Annotated in this window: 19 protein-coding genes; 5 read left to right on the top strand and 14 right to left on the bottom strand. The window is 69.3% G+C overall.

The genetic code is table 11. The annotated features are described in order from the left end of the window. Nucleotides 1-234 precede the first annotated feature (234 nt). Nucleotides 235-1,398, bottom strand: a complete 1,164-nt coding sequence (hpnH, locus tag ACS5RC_RS04610) for an adenosyl-hopene transferase HpnH (RefSeq protein ID WP_478342623.1) — start codon at nucleotides 1,396-1,398, stop codon at nucleotides 235-237. Nucleotides 1,399-2,011: 613 nt separating this feature from the next. On the opposite strand from hpnH, the gene ACS5RC_RS04605 reads away from it, so the two are divergent. Beyond that, the gene (locus ACS5RC_RS04605) at nucleotides 2,012-4,663 is read left to right on the top strand and encodes an MMPL family transporter (protein ID WP_478342622.1); all 2,652 of its coding nucleotides are present in this window, start codon (nucleotides 2,012-2,014) and stop codon (nucleotides 4,661-4,663) included. A 52-nt stretch (nucleotides 4,664-4,715) separates the two neighbouring features. Here the strand turns inward: ACS5RC_RS04605 and hpnK are convergent, their stop codons facing one another. From hpnK to ACS5RC_RS04580, 5 genes are all read right to left on the bottom strand, one after another. Beyond that, the gene (gene hpnK, locus ACS5RC_RS04600; RefSeq protein ID WP_478342621.1) at nucleotides 4,716-5,558 is read right to left on the bottom strand and encodes a hopanoid biosynthesis-associated protein HpnK; all 843 of its coding nucleotides are present in this window, start codon (nucleotides 5,556-5,558) and stop codon (nucleotides 4,716-4,718) included. Nucleotides 5,559-5,646: 88 nt separating this feature from the next. Further along, on the bottom strand, nucleotides 5,647-7,080 hold the full coding sequence (hpnJ, locus tag ACS5RC_RS04595) for a hopanoid biosynthesis associated radical SAM protein HpnJ (RefSeq protein WP_478342620.1): 1,434 nt from the start codon (nucleotides 7,078-7,080) through the stop codon (nucleotides 5,647-5,649). 55 nt (nucleotides 7,081-7,135) lie between these two features. Continuing rightward, on the bottom strand, nucleotides 7,136-8,326 hold the full coding sequence (gene hpnI, locus ACS5RC_RS04590) for a bacteriohopanetetrol glucosamine biosynthesis glycosyltransferase HpnI (RefSeq protein WP_478342619.1): 1,191 nt from the start codon (nucleotides 8,324-8,326) through the stop codon (nucleotides 7,136-7,138). Between the two features lie 68 nt (nucleotides 8,327-8,394). Beyond that, nucleotides 8,395-9,009 carry an MlaC/ttg2D family ABC transporter substrate-binding protein gene (locus tag ACS5RC_RS04585; RefSeq protein ID WP_478342618.1) on the bottom strand — a complete coding sequence of 205 codons (615 nt, stop codon included), beginning with the start codon at nucleotides 9,007-9,009 and terminating at the stop codon, nucleotides 8,395-8,397. After that, nucleotides 9,000-10,112: a flippase-like domain-containing protein gene (locus tag ACS5RC_RS04580; protein ID WP_478342617.1), complete on the bottom strand. Its 1,113-nt coding sequence runs from the start codon at nucleotides 10,110-10,112 to the stop codon at nucleotides 9,000-9,002. Before ACS5RC_RS04580 ends, ACS5RC_RS04585 begins: the two co-directional genes overlap by 10 nt. A gap of 208 nt (nucleotides 10,113-10,320) precedes the next feature. On the opposite strand from ACS5RC_RS04580, the gene ACS5RC_RS04575 reads away from it, so the two are divergent. After that, nucleotides 10,321-11,502, top strand: coding sequence for an amidinotransferase (locus ACS5RC_RS04575; protein WP_478342669.1), 1,182 nt, complete (start codon nucleotides 10,321-10,323; stop codon nucleotides 11,500-11,502). Nucleotides 11,503-11,530: 28 nt separating this feature from the next. On the opposite strand, the gene ACS5RC_RS04570 is transcribed toward ACS5RC_RS04575, so the two are convergent. The 4 genes from ACS5RC_RS04570 to ACS5RC_RS04555 form a co-directional block, all read right to left on the bottom strand. Then, the gene (locus tag ACS5RC_RS04570; RefSeq protein ID WP_478342616.1) at nucleotides 11,531-11,734 is read right to left on the bottom strand and encodes a hypothetical protein; all 204 of its coding nucleotides are present in this window, start codon (nucleotides 11,732-11,734) and stop codon (nucleotides 11,531-11,533) included. 85 nt (nucleotides 11,735-11,819) lie between these two features. After that, nucleotides 11,820-12,974, bottom strand: coding sequence for a dienelactone hydrolase family protein (locus tag ACS5RC_RS04565; protein WP_478342615.1), 1,155 nt, complete (start codon nucleotides 12,972-12,974; stop codon nucleotides 11,820-11,822). Nucleotides 12,975-13,389: 415 nt separating this feature from the next. Further along, on the bottom strand, nucleotides 13,390-13,848 hold the full coding sequence (locus ACS5RC_RS04560; protein ID WP_478342614.1) for a response regulator: 459 nt from the start codon (nucleotides 13,846-13,848) through the stop codon (nucleotides 13,390-13,392). A gap of 232 nt (nucleotides 13,849-14,080) precedes the next feature. Then, nucleotides 14,081-14,986 (bottom strand): dienelactone hydrolase family protein, encoded by a 906-nt coding sequence (locus ACS5RC_RS04555; RefSeq protein WP_478342613.1) that lies wholly within the window; start codon nucleotides 14,984-14,986, stop codon nucleotides 14,081-14,083. A 119-nt stretch (nucleotides 14,987-15,105) separates the two neighbouring features. Between ACS5RC_RS04555 and ACS5RC_RS04550 the strand changes: the two genes are divergently transcribed. Beyond that, nucleotides 15,106-15,675 (top strand): sugar O-acetyltransferase, encoded by a 570-nt coding sequence (locus tag ACS5RC_RS04550; RefSeq protein WP_478342612.1) that lies wholly within the window; start codon nucleotides 15,106-15,108, stop codon nucleotides 15,673-15,675. A gap of 49 nt (nucleotides 15,676-15,724) precedes the next feature. Here ACS5RC_RS04550 and ACS5RC_RS04545 read toward each other — a convergent pair whose 3' ends face one another. Further along, on the bottom strand, nucleotides 15,725-16,399 hold the full coding sequence (locus tag ACS5RC_RS04545; protein ID WP_478342611.1) for a metallophosphoesterase family protein: 675 nt from the start codon (nucleotides 16,397-16,399) through the stop codon (nucleotides 15,725-15,727). 126 nt (nucleotides 16,400-16,525) lie between these two features. Next, entirely contained in the window at nucleotides 16,526-19,150 is a 2,625-nt protein-coding gene (gene clpB / locus ACS5RC_RS04540; RefSeq protein ID WP_478342610.1) for an ATP-dependent chaperone ClpB, read from the bottom strand. 197 nt (nucleotides 19,151-19,347) lie between these two features. Between clpB and ACS5RC_RS04535 the strand changes: the two genes are divergently transcribed. Next, a complete protein-coding gene (locus ACS5RC_RS04535; RefSeq protein WP_478342609.1) occupies nucleotides 19,348-20,118 on the top strand; it encodes an MOSC domain-containing protein in 771 nt (256 codons plus the stop codon). Here the strand turns inward: ACS5RC_RS04535 and ACS5RC_RS04530 are convergent. Continuing rightward, complete coding sequence (locus ACS5RC_RS04530; RefSeq protein ID WP_478342608.1) at nucleotides 20,055-20,375, bottom strand: hypothetical protein; 321 nt, start codon at nucleotides 20,373-20,375, stop codon at nucleotides 20,055-20,057. The two genes, ACS5RC_RS04535 and ACS5RC_RS04530, sit on opposite strands and share 64 nt — an antisense overlap. Nucleotides 20,376-20,554: 179 nt before the next feature. Then, nucleotides 20,555-20,764, bottom strand: coding sequence for a hypothetical protein (locus ACS5RC_RS04525; RefSeq protein ID WP_478342607.1), 210 nt, complete (start codon nucleotides 20,762-20,764; stop codon nucleotides 20,555-20,557). A gap of 193 nt (nucleotides 20,765-20,957) precedes the next feature. Here ACS5RC_RS04525 and ACS5RC_RS04520 point away from each other — a divergent pair, with 193 nt between their 5' ends. Beyond that, nucleotides 20,958-21,110, top strand: coding sequence for a DUF3096 domain-containing protein (locus tag ACS5RC_RS04520; protein ID WP_478342606.1), 153 nt, complete (start codon nucleotides 20,958-20,960; stop codon nucleotides 21,108-21,110). Nucleotides 21,111-21,159: the final 49 nt, after the last annotated feature.

The following is a 21,159-nucleotide window of genomic DNA, read 5'->3' as shown; positions in this document are numbered from 1 at the left end:
GGGGCTTGCGCAGTGCCGCGACGCATCATCCTCGCCGGAGCACTCAGCTCGCAAGCTGAGCTGCGGCTCGGCATCGGGGGTGAGGGCGGGGTGAGGCGATTGGGGGTCCGCATCCCGCCAAAGGACGGCGGTCGGTGCTGCCTAACAGCAGCACACGCTGCGATCATGGGCTGAAACGACGGAGGCCCGCGCAGGCGACTGCGCGGGCCTCCGAGGATTCCGTCTTCTCTCGGCTCAGGCAGCGCTGCGCTTGCGCGCTTCCTGCTTGGTGTCCGCACCCGACGCTTTGATCTCCGAGAGCTTCTGCGCGACGTTGCGGGAGAACACGAACTCGGCAGGGCGCTGGCCCTCGAGGCTGACCTCAGGGGCCATCTCGCCCTCGGTCCGGATGCCGCGGATCGCGTGGACCAGCGGCTTCCACGGCTTGCGCACCGAATCGACCACCGAGGAGGCCTCGTAGCCCGAATGGACCATGCAGTCGGCGCACTTCTCGTAGTTGCCGGTGCCGTAGGCGTCCCAGTCCGTCTCCTCCATCAGCTCCTTGAAGGTGGCGGCGTAGCCCTCGCCGAGCAGGTAGCAGGGCTTCTGCCAGCCGAACACGGTGCGGGTCGGGTTGCCCCAGGGCGTGCAATGGTAGGTCTGGTTACCGGCGAGGAAGTCGAGGAACAGGCCCGATTGCTGGAAGGTCCACTTCTCGCGGCCCTTCTCCTTGCCGTGCCGGAACACGCCGCGAAACAGGTCCTTCGTCGCCTTGCGGTTGAGGAAGTGCTTCTGATCGGGCGCGCGCTCGTAGGCGTAGCCGGGCGAGACGGTGATGCCGTCGATGCCCATGCGGGTCACGGAGTCGAAGAAGTCCGCGATCTTGTCGGCCGAGGAATTGTTGAAGAAGGTGCAGTTGATGGTGACGCGGAAGCCCATCTCCTTGGCCTTCGCGATCGCCGCCACCGCCTTGTCGTAGACGCCGCGCTGGCACACCGACTGATCGTGCATCTCCTTGTCGCCATCGAGATGGATCGACCAGGTGAAGTACGGGCTCGGCTTGTAATCCTTGATCTTCTTCTCGAGCAGGAGCGCGTTCGTGCAGACGATCGCGAACTTCTTCTGCGCGATGATGCCCTCGACGATCTGCGGCAGGTCCTTGTGCAGCAGCGGCTCGCCGCCGGCGATCACCACGACGGGTGCGCCGCACTCGCGCACGGATTCGAGCGCGTCCGCGACGGGGAGCCGCTTGTTCAGGATCTCGTCCGGATAATCGATCTTGCCGCAGCCGGCACAGGCGAGATTGCAGCGGAAGAGCGGCTCCATCATCATCACCAGCGGGTAGCGCTTGCGGCCCGTGAGGTGCTGCTTGAGGATGTAGCCGCCGATCTTCGCGACGTACCGGAGGGGGATTCCCAAGATGCGGCTCCTGTGTCGTTGACCCCGGATCTGAAGGGGCTGCTTAACGCGAAAACTCTCCCGGTTCCAGCGCTCTAGGCTGGAACGGGTCTCAAAGCCCCTTCCGAGAGGCCCTCCGCCGGCGATGGTTGGCGGATGACGCAACCGGGCCACAGGCCCGCTGGGCCCGCCATCCCGCCGAGACGAAACGGGTCCGGCCGGTCCGCGACAGAGCGGCGGAATGCGTCGGCAATGCGACCGCCGTGCCGTAAGCCGCACCGCGCCCGAGCGTGCGGTGCGCTAGCGCACGACGGCGCGCCGGTTCGCGGCTGCCGGCCGGGCCGGTTTGCAATCGCGGCGCAGCACGATTACTGAGCCAAGCGATCGTAGCGGCCGGAAAACCGGCCGCAGCCCCGAATTGCCGCCGTCCGGACGACGCCGCGATGCGCCCAGGCCGGGACGCACCGCTCGCTTCGCACAGCGGCTCCGAGGACCATCGTGCGCGCGTCGCGCGTCACGGATTGTTGTTGTGATGAGCCCGGGCCGCGCCTCGCCGCGCGAGAACGGGTTCTATGTCGTGGAGGGATGCCGGTGCAATCCGCACCGGCTCGCGTCCCAGGCAGGCAGGATACTCGTGATCGAACGTCTCGTCGCGTCTTCCGTGAGGCACCGCTGGATCGTCATCGCCCTGGTGGCGCTGATCACGGCCGCGAGCGGGGGCTTGGCGGCCCACCTGTTCCGCATCAACACCGACGTCGAGCGCCTGATCGATCCCAAGGAATCCTGGCGTCAGGACGAGATCGAGTACGAGAAGGCCTTCCCGCAGCGCACCAACACGGTGGTGGCGGTGATCGACGGATCCTCGCCCGAGCAGGCCGAGGAAGCGGCCACCGCCCTGACCCAGGCGCTCGCCGTCCACAAGAATCTCATCGAGACCGTCTACCGCCCGGACGGGGGACCGTTCTTCGACAGGAACGGCTTCCTGCTGATGTCGCAGGCCGAGCTCGAGAAGACCACAGAGCAATTGGTGCAGCAGCAGGGCCTCCTCGGCCCCCTTGCCGCCGATCCGTCGCTACGCGGCGTGATGCGCGTCCTCAGCCTCGGCGCCCGCGGCGTGAAGAGCGGCGACGCCAAGCTCGAGGACCTCGAGAAGCCGATGGGGCAGATCGACGGCGCGCTGCAGAAGGTGCTCAAGGGCGAGCCGGCGCGCCTGTCCTGGCAGATGCTGCTGTCGGGCGGCGAGACCCGCTCCACCGACCTGCGCAAGTTCGTGATGATCCAGCCGGTGCTGGACTTCAACGCGCTCCAGCCCGGCTACACGGCCACGAAGCTGATCCGGAACGTCGCCAAGGAGCTGAAGATCACGCCGGAATACGGCCTGACCATGCGGCTCACCGGGACCGTGGCGGTGGCGGACGACGAGTTCGCGACCCTCTCGGAAGATGCCTTCCTCAACAACAGCGTCACCGTCGGCGCGATCGTGCTGTTCCTGTGGCTCGCCCTGCGCTCCGCGCCCCTGGTGGTGGCCGTCCTGATCACAACCTTCGCGGGGCTGATCGTCACCGCGGCCCTCGGCCTCGCGATGGTGGGCGAGCTGAATCCGATCTCGGTGGCGTTCGCCGCCCTCTTCGTGGGCCTCGGCATCGATTTCGGCATCCAGTTCGCGGTGCGCTACCGCGCCGACCGCTACGAGCAGCCGACCTTGCAGGCCGCGATCCGTGCGGCGGCGCGGGGCGTCGGCTGGTCGCTGACGCTCGCGGCGATCTCCCTCATCGCCGGCTTCTTCGCCTTCCTGCCGACGGCGTTCCGCGGCGTGTCCGAGCTCGGCTTGATCGCCGGCGTCGGCATGGTCGTGGCCTACCTGTTCTCGCTGACCCTCCTGCCGGCGCTGATCGCGGTGTTCCGCCCCCGCGGCGAGAAGGAGGCCGTCCAGACGAGCTGGCTCGCGGGCGTCGACCCGTGGATCATCGAGCACCGCAAGGGCGTGCTGATCGGCGTCGGCCTGATCACGCTGGCGGGCGCGCCGCTGCTGTGGAAGCTCCCGTTCGATTCGAACCCGATGCATCTGCGCAGCCCGCACGTCGAATCGATCGCGACCTATCTCGACCTGATCAAGGACCCGGCCACGAGCCCGAACGTCATCGACGTGATGGCGCCGAACGTCGCCGCCGTGCCGGACTTGACCAAGAAGCTCGCGGCGCTGCCCTCGGCCGCCGAGATCATGAGCATCGACACCTTCGTGCCGCGCGATCAGGACAAGAAGCTCGCGACGATCGCGGAGACGGCCGAACTTCTCGATCCGGTCCTCAACCCGGGCCGCAGGCCGCCCCCGCCGACGGATGCCGACAACGTGAAGGCCCTCAAGGAGGCTTCGGCTGCACTCAGTGGCATCGCCACCGGCGATTCCGGCGGCGCCAAAGTGGCCGGGCGGCTCGCCGGCACGCTCGACAAGCTGGCCGGCGGACCGGTCGAGAAGCGCGAGGCGGCCTCCGTGGCCCTCACCACCGATCTCGGACCCCTGCTGAAGCGGCTGCGCGACCTGCTCCACCCGGAGAAGATCACCCTCGAGAACCTGCCGCCCCAGCTCAAGGCCGAGTGGGTCGCCGCGGACGGGCGCGCCCGCGTGGAGGTGCATCCGAAGGGCAATTCGAACGACGACGAGGTGCTGCGCAACTTCGCCAACGAGGTCCGGACCATCGCGCCGCACGCCACGGGCGCACCGGTGGCGACGACCGCGTCGAGCTACACGATCCTCGGGGCCTTCATGCAGGCCGGCATCACTGCCTTCGCGCTGATCTTCATCATCCTCTCGGTCGCCCTGCGCAAACCCTGGGACGTGGCGATGACGCTTGGTCCGCTCGTGCTCGCCACGCTCTGGACGCTGATGGCGCTGCATGTCGTCGGGATGCCGCTGAACTTCGCCAACATCATCGCGATGCCGCTGATGCTCGCCGTCGGCGTGGCCTTCCACATCTACTACGTGATCGCGTGGCGGGCCGGCGTCACCGACATGCTAGCCTCGAGCCTGACCCGGGCGATCTTCTTCTCGGCGCTGACAACCGGCACCGCCTTCGGGTCGCTGGTGCTGTCGAGCCATCCGGGCACGGCCAGCATGGGCAAGCTCCTCGCCCTGTCGCTGTTCTTCACCCTGGTGGCGGCCTTCTTCGTCGTGCCGGCCTTCCTGGGACCGCCGCCGAAGCAGCCGGATGCCGACCGCCCCGAGGGCGATGCGGCGGCCAAGGATCCGCTGATCGCGCGTCGGGCCGAAGCCGTCCCGGCGAAGTAGGGAGAGCGACGGCCCCGGTCATCAGGCCGAGCCGTCGCCCTTCAGCGGCGCATCACCCGACGAAATCGGAGAAGCCGCCGCGGACCGCACCTGCGGCCTCGGCCGCGGCCCTCGCCGCGGGACCGGTCAGGGCATCGCGCTCGGCCGTATAGGCGTAGCCCGGCGCCTCGCCCGGAAATCCTCCTGCGGTCGCCGGATGAGTGTAGAGTTCCGTCAGCCCGTCCGGGAGCTGCGCGAGCAGCGCCTGCACCCGGGGCGGCGTCATCGCACCGGACCAAGCGAGGCCGAGCGTCCGGTCGGGAATCAGGAGCCCCGCCTGACGCGCGCGCACCGCGAGCAGCGCCGCCCAGGGCGCGATGTCGAGGGCGGGCCTCGGCTGTGCGCCCGGCTCGGCCGCGCGCAGGACCGCGCGGGGCTCCCGAGGCACTCGAAGGGCCCGCATCCCGTAATCGCGGCCGATGCGCAGCACCGCTCCGGCGATCAGCGGATGCACATGGAAATGTTTGTGGGCGTTGACGTGGTCGAGCGGCAGACCCGTGGCCCGGAAGGCCTCGAACTGCGCCCGGATCTCGGCGGCGAGCTGGCGGCGTGCGGCCGGCTTCAGCGCGAGGTCGAGGCCGAGCCGCTCCATGTCGCGCCGCATCAGGCCCTGCGCGTCGGTGAGGTCCGGCAGGTCCGAGGCCGGGAGCGTCGGCCACGCTTCCACGAGGACGAGGTGCAGGCCGACACGCAGGCCGGGCATGCGCCTCGCCCGCGCCACCGCGTCGGCCGCGGCCGGCGCGGAGACCATCAGGCTCGCGGCCGTCAGGATCCCGTCGCGGTGGGCCTGCTCGACCGCCTCGTTGACCTCAGGGCTCAGACCGAAATCGTCGGCGGTGACCACGAGCCGCTTCACGGGCGCTCCTGTCGCGAGTGTCGCTGTCTGAAAACGACAACGGCCGGGCTCTCGCCCGGCCGCGCCGTTCGGTGGGATCGATCGAGGGTCAGGCGGCCTTGGCGCTGCCCTGACGCTCCTTGAGGAAGTGCCAGAACTCGACGCCCTCGCGCAGCCGGCGCTTCATCATGTCAGGCGAGCGCACCATCTCGCTGACGATCGAGGCGATCTTCGGAGCGCGGAAGTAGAACTTCTTGTAGAAATCCTCGACCGAATTGAAGATCTCGGTGTGCGACAGGTGCGGGTAGTGCAGCGGCGCGACCTGCACGCCGTTCTCGTCGACGAGTTCGGCGTTCTCGATGTCCAGCCAGCCGTTCTCGACCGCCTGCTTGTACAGGAAGGTACCGGGATAGGGCGCCGCCAGCGAGACCTGGATCGTGTGCGGATTGATGCGCTTGGCGAAGTCGATCGTCTCCCTGATCGTTTCGCGGGTCTCGCCCGGCAGGCCGAGGATGAAGGTGCCGTGGATGGCGATACCGAGCTCGTGGCAATCCTTGGTGAACTTCTCGGCGACCTCGACCCGCATCCCCTTCTTGATGTTGTGCAGGATCTGCTGGTTGCCCGACTCATAGCCGACGAGGAGCAGGCGCAGGCCGTTGTCCTTGAGCACCTTCAGGGTCTCGCGGGGCACGTTCGCCTTGGCGTTGCACGACCACGTCACGCCGAGCTTGCCGAGCTCGCGGGCGATCTCCTCGGCGCGCGGCAGGTTGTCCGTGAAGGTATCGTCGTCGAAGAAGAATTCCTTCGTCTGCGGGAATTCCTTCAGGCAGTACTTGATCTCCTCGATCACGTGCGCGACCGAGCGGGTGCGGTAGGTGTGGCCGCCCACCGTCTGCGGCCACAGGCAGAAGGTGCAGCGCGACTTGCAGCCTCTCCCTGAGTAGAACGAGATGTAGGGGTGCTTGAGGTAGCCGATGAAGTACTTCTCCATCTGCAGGTCGCGCTTATAGACCGAGGTCACGAACGGCAGCTGGTCCATGTCCGTCATGATCTCGCGATCCGCGTTGTGGACCACGACGCCGTCGGCATTCCGGTAGGACAGGCCCTTGATCTCGGACATCGGCACGCCGTCGGCGACTTCCTTGACGGTGAAGTCGAACTCGTTGCGGGCGCAGAAATCGACCACCGGGGCCTGGGCCATCGCGCCGGCGGCGTCCACCGCCACCTTGGCGCCGATGAGGCCGGCGATCAGCTTCGGATTGGCGGCCTTGAGCGCCTCGATGGTCTTCACGTCCGACTTGAAGGACGGGACCGAGGTGTGGAGCACGACAAGATCGAAGTCGTTGGCCTGGGCCACGATCTCTTCGAGCTTGATGTTGTGCGGCGGCGCGTCGATCAGCTTCGAGTTCGGCACCAGGGCGGCGGGCTGGGCCAGCCAGGTCGGGTACCAGAACGACTTGATCTCGCGCTTGGCTTGGTAGCGGGAGCCGGCACCGCCATCGAAACCGTCGAAGGTGGGGGCCTGGAGGAAGAGCGTGCGCATGGGGTTCAAGGCCTCAGTGCAGTGCCGGTGGCGACGCGTGCGGGGTGGCGGCGGATCAGGCGGTGGGAGCTTCGGCGTCCTTGCGGAGCTGGGCTTCCGGGATCAGCGTACCGTCCGCAACCACGCGATAATCGTGACCTTTCCATGTCACCGCCCCCGATACGAACCCCCAGGAGAAGTTCGTGAAGGAGAGGATGTCGCGAATCGGCAACAGCCAGTAGGGGTGCGGCTCGAGGCCGAACGCGCGCTCGAGGCGGATGCAGAGCAGGATGCGGCAGGCCAGCGCCAGGGCGGCGACCGCGAGGGCGGCCGAGCCGGCGCCGGGCAGCAGCGCCCCGATGAGCGCGAGCGGGAAGGCATGCGTGACGACCGAGCCGGCGTAGCCGGCCGGATCGACGTTGCGGATCGTCCGGTTCCAGCGCAGCTCGTGCCGCCAGAGGCCGGAAATCTCGGTATCGACGCAGGTATGCCCGATGCTGAAGTTGGGAATCGCCACACGCCCACCGAGACCGCGCAGGGCCTCGCCGATGGCGTAGTCGTCGGCCAGGTCGTTGCGGATCCGCTGGAACCCGCCGATCGCGGCGAGGGATTCCGCCGTGAACGCGATGGTTGAGCCGAAGCAGGGCTTGGCCAGGCCGAGGCCGGTGCCCATCAGCACGTTGGGCAGGAACTGGACGTCGATGGCGAGGGCCGAGAGGTGGGCGTAGATCCCGCGATCGGCCGGAACGCCGTGGTAGAGGCAGGTGACGCCGGTGACGCCGGGCTGGGCGAGTTCGGCGACGATGCGCTCCAGGTAGTCCGGGCGCACCACCATGTCGCTGTCGGCGAGCACGATCACCGCGTGGGCGATGCGCTCGGCCATGTTGATAAGGTTGGAGACCTTGCGGTTCGAGCCGTGCTGCCGGGCATCGATCACGAGGTCGAGGCGTAGCGCCGGAAAGGCCGCGCGCAGACGCTCGACCACACCGATCGCCGGATCCGCAGCGTTCTGCACGCCGAACACGATCTGGACCGGGCCGGCGTAGTCCTGGCTGCAGAAGGTCGCGAGGTTCTCGTAGAGGTTCGGCTCGATACCGCAGAGCGGCTTCAGGATGGTCACCGAGGGGCGCTCGCCGCCCTCAAGCCTGGGCGCCGGCTTCGCCGCGAAGCGACCGCTGAGCCACGCCGCCATCAGGCCGTAGAGGCAGCCGGCGAGGGCCAGGATGAGGAGGATCGGCGAGAGCCAGGTCAGATCCCAGAACGTCATCGGGGCATCGCTCGGTCGCGGGAATCGGCAGCCGCGAATGCGGCGATGGAGCAGGGTCTAGGGCGCGTTCAAGGCGCCGGTTTGGCCGAGAGCATCCCGTCGGTGCGCTGGCGCAGGAATTTCAACAGGCCATCGGCGCCGCCCGATTTGAGGGCCGGGCCGAAGCTCGCGCGCTGTCCGGCGACCTCGCTGACGTTGCCGTTGAGAAGGACGTCGGAGATCCGGTGCTCGCCGTTCACGATGAAGTCGATCTGCGATTCGTCGCCGTCGGGCGTGGTCACCTTGGTCTGGACGATCTGGTTCGCGCCGCGCGTCTCGCTCCCCTGAACCTCGAACTTGCCGCCGGCCGCCTGCTTCAGGCGGTTGGCGTAGGTGACCACGAAATTGCGCCGGAACGCCTCCGTGATGGCGGCCTGCTGGTCGGGCGTGAAGGTGGACCATTGCGGGCCTACGGCCAGCCGAACCATGGCGGGAAAGTCGAAGGTCTGCTCCAGCGTCGGCCCGATCGCCGCGACGCGATCCTGCAGGGTGCCGGGGCCGGCCTTCACGGCACTCTCGAAGCGGGCGTAGACCGAGCGCACGGTCTCGACCGCGGCCTCGTCGGCGCGGGCGGGGCCGGGTGCGGCGAGGAGCGCCGGAAGGCTGATCGCCAGGAGGAGGAGGGCCGAGCGGATCAGGCGCACTTCTTGAGGTCTCTCTCGGGCTCGCCGACGCGGGCGCCCCCCATGCGGGGCGGAGCGTAGCTGTAGAAGGGGCCGAGGGTGGCGGGCTGCAGCACGGGGGCGAGGCGACGGTCCAGGATCGCGCTGCGGGCCTCGTCCTCCGCCGCGACGCCGAGGCGGCGCTCCTCGCGATGCCACTGGATCAGTCCCGGAACGCCGACGAGCAGGTCGGCGAGCCGCTTGATCAGCGAGAGCGCCAAGGCCGCCTCGGCGGGGATGCCGAACAGGGCGCAGAGGGCGATGAGGCCGCCCTCCTGGGCACCGAGGGCGCCCGGGACCGCGAAGGCGGCGCCGCGCACGGCCTGGGCTAGGCTCTCGATCACGATCGCCTCGGCGAAGCTGACCGGATAGCCCATGAAATGCAGCGCGGCGTAGACCTCCACCGTGCCGATGATCCAGCCGACGAGATGCACCCCGATCCCGGCGGCGACACGGCGCGGCGCGGCGTAGAGGGCGCGCAAGTTGTCGTAGAGCACGTCGATCGCGCCGAGGGCGCGCCACTCGCGGCCCGAGGCGAAGCGGGAGAGCAGGCCCTGCACTACCCGATGACCGGCGCGACGCTGGATCAGATAGAAGGCCCCGAGCGCCGGAACGGCGACGACGAGGCCGCCGGCCACGGTCCGGGCGATCGGCCCGTCGCCGACGAGGAGGACGAGGAGAACCAGCCCGCCGACGGTGAAGAGCAGCTGCGTGACGGCCTGGGTCATCAGGTCCACGAACATGCTCGCCCCCGCGAGGCCGCCCGCGACGCCGCGCTTCGTCAGGAGACGCGCGCCAACGAAATCGCCCCCCACCGTCGCGACCGGCAGCAGCGTGTTGATGCCTTCGCGCACGAAGCGGAGATCGATGCAGGCGGCAAGGCTCGGACGGCCGGCCACCGGGAAGATCGCGAACCACCCGAGCCCGGCCCAGGCCACGGCCACGGCGCGGGCCGCGACGACGATCACGGCACCCCACCCGGCGCTGAGCACGGCAGCGGCGACCTCTTCCGGCCCGGAGGACAGGAACAGGCCGACGACCGTGCACAGACCGACGATCAGGGCCAGAGTCGTCAGACGCTTCATGGATTTCTTTCAAGCTCGGGGTGGGCTTGATGCTGGAATCTTGCCGCGTTTCCGACCGAAAAAGACCGTCGCGGAAAGGGAGTGAGGTCAAGTTGCAGCAATGGTCAGCAATGTCTATCACCCGATTGACACAGTGGGGACCAAAGCGGCACCGGGCCACGGCCCGAGGCAGAACGACCGCTGACGAGCGCCACCAGGGGAAAGCATGATGGACCGCGATTCGACTTTCACGGCCGGCGAAGCCGTGCTGGACGATGCGCAGAGCACGGCGCTCGCGCACGGCCATGACGGGCAGCGCGGGGCCGCGGCGCCCCAATCCCCGGTGATGGCCTGGAACGAGTGGGATCCGCTGGAGGAGGTGATCGTCGGCTCGCTCGACGGCGCCACGATCCCCACCCATCACCTCACCGTGATCTTCAACCTGCCACGCGCGGCCCAACCCTTCTACCGTTTCGCCTCCGGCTGGAAATACCCGAAGTTCATGAAGAAGCTCGCACAGGCCGAGCTCGACAACTTCATCGGCATCCTCGCCGGCGAGGGCGTCAAGGTCCGTCGTCCCGACGCGACCGACTTCTCGAAGAAGTACAAGGCGCCGCGCTGGTCATCGCGCGGTTTCTGCGTCGCCTGCCCGCGCGATCCCTACCTCGTGATCGGCGACGAGATCATCGAGAGCCCGATGTGCTGGCGCTCGCGCTACTTCGAGGGCGATGCCTACCGCGCGCTGTTCAAGGAATACTTCCGGGCCGGCGCGCGCTGGACCTCGGCGCCGCGGCCGCAGCTCACCGACGATCTCTACAATTACGATTACCGGGTGCCGAACCTGAAGGCCGGCGAGCCCATGCAGTTCACGGTCAACGAGTTCGAGCCGGTCTTCGACGCCGCCGACTTCGTGCGCTGCGGGCGCGACCTGTTCGTGACGCGCTCGAACGTGACCAACCTCATGGGCATCGAGTGGCTGCGCCGCCATCTCGGCCCCGGCTTCCGCATCCACGAGATCGAGAGCCGCTGCCCGCAGCCGATGCATATCGACTCGTCGTTCATGCCGCTCGCGCCCGGCAAGGTGCTGGTCAATCCCGACTACGTCGACGTCGAGAAGCTGCCCGCGGTGCTCAAGAAGTGGGACGTGCTGATCGCGCCGCGCCCCGACCCCGTCGAGGGCTTCATGAGCAAAATCTCGATGTGCTCGCCCTGGACCTCGATCAACGTGCTCGCGATCGACGAGAAGAAGATCGTCGTCGACCAGAGCCAGCCGACCCTGATCAAGGCCCTGAAGGACTGGGGTTTCGATCCGATCCCGGCGCCGTTCCTGTCCTACGGCCCCTTCGGCGGCTCGTTCCACTGCGCCACGCTCGACGTGCGCCGCCGCGGCGTCCTGAAGTCGTACTTCTAGGCTCGTCGGATCGACGCGGGCGGCGCCCTCAGGACGAGGCGCGCCGCCCTGACGCCCGGCGATAGGCGACCCGGGCGGCCACGAGCGCACCGCCGAATTGCAGGGCTCCGTTCGGGACCAGCTCGTGCGGCGCGAGATGCCATTGCACGAGGGCTCGCGTCAGGGCGTTGAGCGCCACGAGCGCGAGGCAGAATGCGGCAGCGGACAGCAGCGTCGCGACGAAATCCGGCATGATCCTGCCTCCTCGAGAGAGCAGGCCAGCGTAGCAAACGCCACGCCAAGCCGACCGGCGCGCGGCGGGGTCCGCGCTCGGGGCGTCAGCGCCGCGCCGCGGGCGCGTTCTGGGCAGCCGGTGCCGCGGGAGCGCGCGGCGTCTCCACGGCCAAGCGCTTGACCGGCCAGCCATCGCTCCAGCGCTCCATATCGGCAAAGCGCGGATTCATCTTCAGGGAAGCTGCGTCGCCTCCCGAGAACGCCGCCGCGGCGGCGAGGTCGAACGTCTTCCAGAAGGCGAGGTAATCCAGCGTATCCGCCCGGGCGTTGCCGATCTGCGACACCAGCGTCTGCTGCTCGCCCGACAGCGCCATGTCGGCCGACCAACGGAACGGCGGCGCCCCGGATTTCACGTCCTTCGGCTCCGGCGGCAGCTTGATGGCCCCGCCGTCATAGGCCGCATCGACGGCCGCGGGCGCGGCGAGCGTGGCGGTCAGGGCGGGAAAGCCGTGATCGTCCGAGAGCGCCCGCACCAGGAGCTTGCGATCGACCGGGACCGCGCTCGCCTCGCGCAGCAGCTTCCGGGAGGCGATGTCCGCGGCGCGGGCATCCCGGTCGCCGATCACCATCAGGATGAGCGTGCCGGACGGAATGGCGGCGAGGTCTGCCAGCGCGATGCCGCGGGCCTTCGGTCCGCTGGCTATCCCCCCGGGCATGGTCCCGAACACGAGCTTCGGGGCAGGAAGGCCGAGTTGGCCGGCCTCGGCCGCGAGGTTCATCGCGATCGGGACGCCCGCGAGATGCCCGATCAGCGCGACCCGGCTCGGGTCGGGCTTGGCCTCGGCGTCGGCCGCGAGGTCCGCCAACGCGGCTTTCAGAAGGCGCGCCGTGTTGGCCGTCGCATCCGCCGGGCGCGTCCGGTTCACCTCCTGGAAGCGGGGGAACAGCACGACGTAGCCGTTGCGCGCGAGGTGATCGATCCAGCCGCCGTAGGCCTGCGGATTGATAGCGCCCCATCCGTGCAGGACGACCGCGACCGGCCGACCCTGGGCGGGTGCCGGGCCGGCGAGGTGGAACACGAAGGTCGAGGCAGCCGCCCGGCCGACGGCCTTCTTCACCACCGAGGCCTCGCGGTCTCCCATCCCGCCCGGACCGCTCGACGGCTGGGCGGGCGGGGCCGCGGCCCAGACGGGCCCTGCACAGCCGCAGAACGCGAGAAGGCCGGCAGCAAACAGAGCGCGGCGGGCATTCGGACGCATGAGGGGCTCGGGAGTCGCGGGAGGACGGCGCAGGATATGCCGGAGCCGGGTACATAACAGATTCCCGGGCCGAGGCGAGGCACCTTCCGCAACCGCGCGTTGTAGCAAACCAGCGGCTTGAGACTCCCGTGAATCGATGGCCCGGATGTCCGCCCGGCCTGCGCGGAGCGCCGATCCTGTCGGGCCGGAGCGATGGATCCGTCGCCTGCACCGGCGCACCCGCGGCCGCCTCAACGCGGCGGCCGAGCAGGCCCGAGTCCAGGCCGTCAGCATCACGGCGTGCGGCATCGAAAGGCGTCTGGAGACTGATCGCGACCGAGCGCAGCGACGGAGCCGCACGGCTCTCCAAAGCGAGCGCTTACGGCTTTACACCGAGGGCCTCGACGAACCTTCGTCCGATCGCCGACGCCGATCTTCAGGTCTCCAGGCCGCCCGAAATGATCTTTCCGCCCGGACCGATGATCTCCGGGCCGCCATCCGCGCGCGAAGGCCGGCCGGCGGCCTGCTCGACCCAGGACAGGATGTCCTCGGCCCGCCACGGCTTCGGGATGAAGGTCGCGGACACGCGCAGGTCGCTCGGTTGATCGCCGGCATCGCCCGAGGTCAGCAGCACGCGCACCCGCGGCCAGGTCACCCCGATGATTCGCGCCAGCTCGAAACCGCCGATCGGGCCGGGCGTCCGCACGTCGGAGAACACGACGCTGACCTCGTCGCCCCGGTCGTTGAGGATGGCGAGCGCCCGCTCCGCCGTATCGGCCTCGATGACGCTGAAGCCCGTATCCTCCAGCAGCGTGGCCGCAAGGAAGCGCTCGTCGGGCTGATCCTCGACGACGAGGATGACGGGCTTCTGTCCAGGCGTCTTCGGGTCGCTCATAGGCCGGGACACTCTAACAGGGCTGAACGGTGCGTCCGTCCATTCGTTCAACGCATCGTCACCGCCGCCGCGGCCGATCCTGCATCGGCTCGGTCCCGGATCCCGCCCCTGCCGCGCGTCTCGGTCGTGCCCGATGCACATCGCGGGCCCGGGCGGGCCCAGATCCAGCGTCGGGCACCCTGGCATAGATCGAAGGCAGCGGCCGTGTCCGCCAGGGCACAGCCGCGGATGATCACCCGACGCCGTTGGCCTTGAGGAAGCTCAGCGCCCGCCGCCAGCCATCCTCGGCGGCGTCCTTGCGGTAACTCGGCCGATAATCCGCATGGAAGCCGTGCGGGGCGTCCGGATAGACCACGAGTTCCACTGTCTTACCCGCAGCCTGCGCCTTGTTGCGCGCTTCCTCCACTGCCGAGACCGGAATGCCGGTGTCGGCGCCCCCGTAGAGGCCGAGCAGCGGCGCATGGATCTCGGCCGCGACATCGCCCGCATTGCGCGGCTGGATCTCGCTGGGCTCGCCGCCGATCGGCCCGTACCACGCGACGGCGGCCTTCAGGTCGCGACGATGGGCCGCGTAGAGCCAGACGTCACGGCCGCCCCGGCACCACCCCATCACGCCGAGGCGCCCGGGATCGCCCTTGGCGGCCGAAGCGGCGTAGGCGGCCGTGGCATCGAGGTCGGCGATCCACTGCGCGTCCGGCGTCTTGCTGATCACGTCCCGCACGATCTGCTTCACGTCCGTCATCGTCGTGAGGTCGCCCTGCCGGGCGTAGAGCTCGGGCGCCACCGCGCAGTACCCGGCCTTGGCGAGGCGGCGGCAGATGTCCTTGATGTACTCGTGGACACCGAAGATCTCCTCGATGACGAGGACGATCGGGAAGGGACCCGCCCCCTCCGGCACGGCGCGGTAGCCCGGCATCGGCCCGTCGGCCGCCGGGATCTTGACCTCGCCCGCCTCGATCCCGGAGGCGTCGGTGTGGATCACCTGTGCGGCCGCCCCGTGGGGCGTCGCGAGCGTCAACCCGCTCACCAGGGTCGTCATGACGAATCCGCGCCGCGACAGCGGCGGTGCGATCAGACCGTCGAGACCGGCGGCGTCTGCCTTGGCCTTGTTCCCGTCATCCTGGACGTCGTAGGGCATGGATCCTCCCAGTTCGCGTGCTGGCCGAGGAAATGGACGCCGAACCGCCGAGGGAAAGGCCGAGCGGGGTCGCGGGGCGACCGCGGCACGGATCGGCGGCGACGGATCAGGGAGCGCCGATGACACCTGCAACCGCGACGGTGACCGAGAAGCAGAAGATGCTGGCGGGGAAGCCCTATCGTGCGGGCTGTCCCGAATTGCAGGCCGACCAGGCCGCGAACAAGGCTTGGCTCGTACGCTTCAACGCTGCGCTCGCCATACCGCCGGAGGCGCGCCGGGCGCTGCTCGCCGAGCGCCTCGCGGCCGTCGGCGCGGACGCCGTGATCCGCCCGCCCTTCTTCTGCGACTACGGCTACAACATCAGCCTCGGCGACGGGGTGTTCCTCAACTTCAATTGCGTGATCCTCGACGTCGTCGCGGTCGCGATCGGGGCGGGCACGCAGATCGGCCCCGGCGTGCAGATCCTCACGGCCGATCATCCGCGGGACACGGAAGCCCGGCGCGCGGGGCTCGAGTTCGGGCGGCCCGTGCGCATCGGGGCGAACGTCTGGATCGGCGGCGGCGCCCTCATCCTGCCGGGCGTCACGGTGGGAGACGACGCCATCGTCGGCGCGGGCAGCGTGGTGACGCGGGACGTGCCGGCCGGCACGACCGTGATGGGCAACCCCGCCCGCGCACGGGCGTCCTGACCCGGGCCACTCCGCGGCCCGCGCCCGAGAGCGGCGCCGATCGATCGGATCAGGGCGCGCGGACCTGCAGGAAGGTGACCGCCGGCCCCTGCTCGTCCGTGAAGACGCCCGCGGTGAGCGCGCCGCCGTAGACCGCGCCGGTATCGAGATTGGTTCGGAAGGGCCGCTGCTCGGGCCGGCCGGTCTGCTGCGGCGTATGGCCGTGGACGACGTGCCGCCCGAAATCATGGTCGCCCTCGAGGAACGGCTCACGGATCCAGAGCCGATTGCGGATCTCGGGATCGGGGGGAACGCAACCCGGCCGGAAGCCGGCATGCACGTACCAGCGCTGCGCATCCGCATGAACGGTCGGCAGGGCTTCGAGCCAGTCGAGCACGTCGCCGGGCAACGCGGCGGCCTCCTCTACGCCGTAGGAGGCGAGGGTCTCGGCACCGCCGTTGTAGAGCCAGTGCTCTCCGGCCCCCGGCGTCCGCAGGCTCTCGAGAAGCATGGCCTCGTGGTTGCCCATCAGGCAGGCGACCGCCTCAGGTTCGCTCCAGGCCAGCCGGCTCACCGTACGGACGACCCCGGCGCTGTCCGGGCCGCGGTCGACATAGTCGCCGAGGAAGACGAGCCGGCGCGGACGTCCGTCCGCATGCGCCTCGATTCGGGCGAGCAGCGCGTCGAGCAGGTCGGAGCAGCCGTGGATATCGCCGATGGCGTAGGTGAGAGGACCGCCGGTCATCCGTCCTCTGTCGATGGAAACGGCGCGCCGCGCAAGCACGGCGGTTCCGGCGGGGGACCGGCGCAGCGGACGCCGGGTGAAGTCCGGGACGGGCCCCGGCGCAGGCTTGCGCCGGGGCCCGCCCGGTCAGTTGAGCATCACGCTCGGCGGGCGGCGTTCGGAGCCGATCGAGATGTCGCCGATGATCAGGCCGAGCGGCCCGAGGCTCACCGGGACATGCTCGCCGTCGTGGATCCGGCCCGACAGGATCAGCTCGGCCAGGGGATCCTGGACGTTCTTCTGGATGACGCGCTTGAGGGGACGCGCCCCGTAGGCGGGGTCGTAGCCCTTGTCGGCGAGCCAGTTGCGGGCGTCCGCATCGACCTCCAGCGTGATCTTGCGCTCGTCGAGGAGCTTCTGCAGCCGGCCGAGCTGGATCTCGACGATCGCGCCCATCTCGCCGCGCGCCAGGCGGTGGAACAGGATGATCTCGTCGATCCGGTTGAGGAATTCCGGCCGGAAGTGTCCGCGCACCACGCCCATCACCTCGTCGCGGACCGCCTCGGTGTCCTCGCCCGCGGGCTGGTTCACCAAGTACTCCGCCCCGAGATTCGAGGTCATGATCAGCAGGGTGTTGCGGAAATCGACCGTGCGGCCCTGCCCGTCGGTCAGGCGCCCGTCGTCGAGCACCTGCAGAAGGACGTTGAACACGTCCGGATGCGCCTTCTCCACCTCGTCGAACAGCACGACCTGGTAGGGCCGCCGCCGCACCGCCTCGGTGAGGGCGCCGCCCTCCTCGTAGCCGACATAGCCCGGAGGCGCGCCGATCAGGCGGGCGACGGCATGCTTCTCCATGTATTCCGACATGTCGATGCGGACCATCGCGGTGTCGTCGTCGAACAGGAAGCCGGCGAGCGCCTTGGTCAACTCGGTCTTGCCCACGCCCGTCGGGCCGAGGAACATGAACGAGCCGATCGGCCGGTTCGGATCCTGCAGGCCGGCACGCGCCCGGCGAACCGCGGTCGAGACCGCCTCCACCGCCTCGCGCTGGCCGACGACGCGCTTGGCGAGCGCCGTCTCCATGGCGAGGAGCTTGTCGCGCTCGCCCTCCAGCATCTTGTCGACGGGCACGCCGGTCCAGCGCGAGACCACGCCCGCGATGTGCTGGGGCGTCACCGCCTCCTCCATCATCCCGTCGCGCGCGCCGTCACCCTTGGCCTCGATCTCGGCGAGCTGCTTCTCCAGGCCCGGGATCTGCCCGTAGGCGAGTTCGCCCGCGCGCTGGTACTGGCCCTGGCGCTGGGCCGAGGCGAGCTCGGTCCGGGCCTCGTCGAGCTTCTTCTTCAACTCGGCCGCCGCGCCGAGCTTGTCCTTCTCGGCCCTCCAGCGCGCCGTGATGGTGGCGGATTGCTCCTCCAGGTCGGCGAGTTCCTTCTCCAGGCGCTGCAGCCGGTCGCGGGAAGCGGAATCCGTCTCCTTCTTGAGCGCCTCGCCCTCGATCTTCAGACGCACGATCTCGCGATCGATATTGTCGAGCTCCTCGGGCTTCGAATCGACCTGCATGCGCAGGCGCGAGCCCGCCTCGTCGACGAGGTCGATCGCCTTGTCGGGCAGGAAGCGGTCGGTGATGTAGCGGTTCGAGAGCGTCGCGGCGGCCACCAGGGCGGAATCCTGGATACGCACGCCGTGGTGCTGCTCGTACTTCTCCTTCAGGCCGCGCAGGATCGAGACGGTGTCCGCCACCGTCGGCTCCGAGACGAAGACCGGCTGGAAGCGCCGTGCCAGCGCCGCGTCCTTCTCGACATGCTTGCGGTACTCGTCGAGCGTGGTGGCGCCGACGCAGTGCAGCTCGCCGCGGGCGAGCGCCGGCTTCAGGAGGTTCGACGCGTCCATCGCCCCGTCGGCCTTGCCGGCGCCCACGAGGGTGTGCATCTCGTCGATGAACAGGATGATGCCGCCCTCGGCCGCTGTGACTTCGGAGAGCACGCCCTTCAGCCGCTCCTCGAACTCGCCGCGATACTTCGCCCCCGCGATGAGGGAGCCCATGTCGAGGGCGAGCAGCGATTTCTCCCGCAGGCTCTCGGGCACGTCGCCGTTGACGATGCGCAGCGCCAGCCCCTCGACGATCGCGGTCTTGCCGACGCCGGGCTCGCCGATCAGCACGGGATTGTTCTTGGTGCGCCGGGACAGCACCTGGATGGTGCGCCGGATCTCCTCGTCGCGGCCGATCACCGGGTCGAGCTTGCCTTCTCGCGCCGCCTCGGTGAGGTCACGGGCGTATTTCTTGAGGGCGTCGTAGGCGTTCTCGGCCGAGGCGTTGTCGGCGGTGCGCCCCTTGCGCAGCGCGTTGATGGCGGCGTTGAGCGAGGCGGGCGTGACGCCCGCGGCCTGCAGGGCGCGGCCGGCCTCCGTGTTGCCCTCGACGGCGAGCGCCAGCAGCAGGCGCTCCACGGTGACGTAGCTGTCGCCGGCCTTCTCGGCAGCCTTTTCGGCGGTGTCGAACAGGCGCACGAGCTCGCGGGTGGCCTGGGGCGCCGCGGCGTTGCCCGACACCTTCGGCTGCTTGGCGAGCCACTGCTCGGTCTGCGCCAGGGCCACGCGCGACTGGCCGCCCGCGCGGTCGATCAGGCCGGCGCACAGGCCCTCCGGATCGTCGAGCAGGACCTTCAGCAGATGTCCGGGCTGAAGCTGGGGATGGCCCTCGCGCAGGGCGAGGTTCTGGGCGGCCTGCACGAAACCGCGGGCGCGCTCGGTGTAGATCTCGAAATTCATTCCTGAACCCTCCCGTACCGGCATCCGCCGCCCGATGAGAGGCGCGGCGCCACCGAAACGTCGTCCTCCGGCACTCTGCCGCGCGAGGACCCCGACGCCGTTGGCCGCCGGTACAGCCGATGTGGTGTTGTATTTGGGCACCACAAGGGGCAGCGCCGCGCTTGCACGGAGCGGCATTTCAGGGCCACGCTGCGCGCATGACCGCATCGATCACCGTCAAGGCTCTCTACCGCTATCCAGTGAAGGGGTTCAGCCCCGAGCCCCTGGCGCGCGCCGACCTGGAGACCAGCGGGTATTTCCCGGGCGACCGCCTCTACGCCGTCGAGAACGGGGACTCTGGCTTCAATGCCGTGGCGCCGCGCCACCAGCCGAAGACCAAGTACCTGATGCTGATGCGCGACGAGGCGCTGGCGCGTCTGCGCACCCGTTACGACGACGCAACCGCGACGCTCCGGATCGAGGCCGAGGGCGAGACCATCGCGGCGCGGCTCGACAGCCCGGAGGGGCGCGCCGCCCTGGAAGACCTGCTGCGGCGCCTGCTGCCGCACGCGCTCCGGGGCGAGCCCCGCGTGCTCGCAGCGCCGCCGCAATACCGCTTCACCGATTCCAAGATCGGCTACGTCTCGCTCATCAATCTCGCGAGCGTGCGGGCGATCGAGGCCTTCGTCGGCGAGCCGGTCGATCCGCTGCGCTTCCGCGGCAACCTCCTGATCGACGGCCTGGAACCGTGGGCCGAACTCGGGATGTCCGGCGCGGTGCTCCAAGCCCCGAGCGGCCTGCGTCTCAAGCTCACCCAGCGCACCCAGCGCTGCGCCGCAACGAACGTCGATCCGGTGAGCGGCATCCGGGACTTCGACATCCCCTGGACGCTCGACGCGCGCCTCGGCCACCGCGATTGCGGCATCTACGCCGAGGTGATCGCGGGGGGCGCCCTGCAGGTCGGCGACAATCTGGCGGTGCCGGCCTGAAACGGCGCCGGCTCAGGAGGCACGCCGCGTCGGGGCGCGGCGGCATCCTCGGTCCGGCGATGCTCGCAGGCGATCTTGAGATAGCGGTCCTCCCCTCCCGGCAGGCCGGCCGCGGCGGCCATGGCCTGCCCGGACATCAGGCACTCCATCGCCGAATGGGCCGGTGCGATGATGACGTCGAGGGCGGTGTCGCGGGAGCAGTCCTGGGCCAGCAGCGTGCCGGCGCAGACGAGGGCAACGGACAGGAAATCGGACATGACGGACCCTTTCTTCGTGTGAACGAGAGGTCCGCGGGGTGCTCCGGCGTCCGAGCCACCGCGTGTTTCTTGAACTGGGACTGACTTGGCTTCCGGACTCGATCTCCCCTGGTGCTTGGGTCGTGCGCGTCGGTGTCCGCACCGGAGGACTGGCGGCGATCCTGCCCCCGGCGCCGGTCTCAACCGCGCGGGGCGAGCCAGATCGGTTCAGGCTCCTCCACCGGCATCAGGGCCGCGACCGCGTCGAGATCGACGGTGTAGCGATCGGTGAGGAGGCGCCAGACTTCCGAGGTCGAGGCCGCATCGGACCGCAACGCATCGAGGGTGTGCCGCAGCAAACCGGTGCTGACGAGGGCCGGGCGCTGGATAAGGGGATCGGCGTGGAGCATGAGAACACAATCCTTCGACCACCTCGAACGATCTCAAAACATCCTTAAGACCGGATTAATACTATTCCGTTGCTCCGCCGAACGGCCGAGCTCCTGCGGGCGTCGTCAGCGAGGCGCCGCGAGCCGGACCGGGACGAGCCGGCGCGGCCATGCTATGGCCCGGCCCGGGCCGCGCGTGCGCCCCGAGGCTGCCATGACCATCACCATCTCGAACCTCCAGCCCGTGATCGCGATCCTGGCGGGCGTGCTGATCCTGATCATGCCGCGGCTGCTGAATTACATCGTCGCCGCCTACCTCATCCTGGTCGGGCTGATCGGCCTGGGGCTGTTTCGCGGCCTGATGTAGGCTGAGCGTGACCTCGCAGGACCGCGACAGGCCCGCTCGAGCTTCACGG

It is taken from the genome of Methylobacterium sp. HJ2 (assembly GCF_056431005.1).
Note: the sequence above shows the minus strand (reverse complement) of the source record. Positions and strands in the feature narration are given on the sequence as shown.

Bases quoted from the DNA above. Each gene is read 5' to 3' on its own strand.
- ACS5RC_RS04530 (WP_478342608.1), bottom strand. From the start codon at position 20,375: ATGTCCGATTTCCTGTCCGTTGCCCTCGTCTGCGCCGGCACGCTGCTG.
- ACS5RC_RS04550 (WP_478342612.1), top strand. From the start codon at position 15,106: ATGACACCTGCAACCGCGACGGTGACCGAGAAGCAGAAGATGCTGGCG.
- clpB (WP_478342610.1), bottom strand. From the start codon at position 19,150: ATGAATTTCGAGATCTACACCGAGCGCGCCCGCGGTTTCGTGCAGGCC.
- ACS5RC_RS04520 (WP_478342606.1), top strand. From the start codon at position 20,958: ATGACCATCACCATCTCGAACCTCCAGCCCGTGATCGCGATCCTGGCG.
- hpnI (WP_478342619.1), bottom strand. From the start codon at position 8,326: ATGACGTTCTGGGATCTGACCTGGCTCTCGCCGATCCTCCTCATCCTG.
- ACS5RC_RS04560 (WP_478342614.1), bottom strand. From the start codon at position 13,848: ATGAGCGACCCGAAGACGCCTGGACAGAAGCCCGTCATCCTCGTCGTC.
- ACS5RC_RS04535 (WP_478342609.1), top strand. From the start codon at position 19,348: ATGACCGCATCGATCACCGTCAAGGCTCTCTACCGCTATCCAGTGAAG.
- hpnJ (WP_478342620.1), bottom strand. From the start codon at position 7,080: ATGCGCACGCTCTTCCTCCAGGCCCCCACCTTCGACGGTTTCGATGGC.
- ACS5RC_RS04525 (WP_478342607.1), bottom strand. From the start codon at position 20,764: ATGCTCCACGCCGATCCCCTTATCCAGCGCCCGGCCCTCGTCAGCACC.
- ACS5RC_RS04545 (WP_478342611.1), bottom strand. From the start codon at position 16,399: ATGACCGGCGGTCCTCTCACCTACGCCATCGGCGATATCCACGGCTGC.
- ACS5RC_RS04555 (WP_478342613.1), bottom strand. From the start codon at position 14,986: ATGCCCTACGACGTCCAGGATGACGGGAACAAGGCCAAGGCAGACGCC.
- ACS5RC_RS04570 (WP_478342616.1), bottom strand. From the start codon at position 11,734: ATGCCGGATTTCGTCGCGACGCTGCTGTCCGCTGCCGCATTCTGCCTC.
- ACS5RC_RS04580 (WP_478342617.1), bottom strand. From the start codon at position 10,112: ATGAAGCGTCTGACGACTCTGGCCCTGATCGTCGGTCTGTGCACGGTC.
- ACS5RC_RS04575 (WP_478342669.1), top strand. From the start codon at position 10,321: ATGGACCGCGATTCGACTTTCACGGCCGGCGAAGCCGTGCTGGACGAT.
- ACS5RC_RS04565 (WP_478342615.1), bottom strand. From the start codon at position 12,974: ATGCGTCCGAATGCCCGCCGCGCTCTGTTTGCTGCCGGCCTTCTCGCG.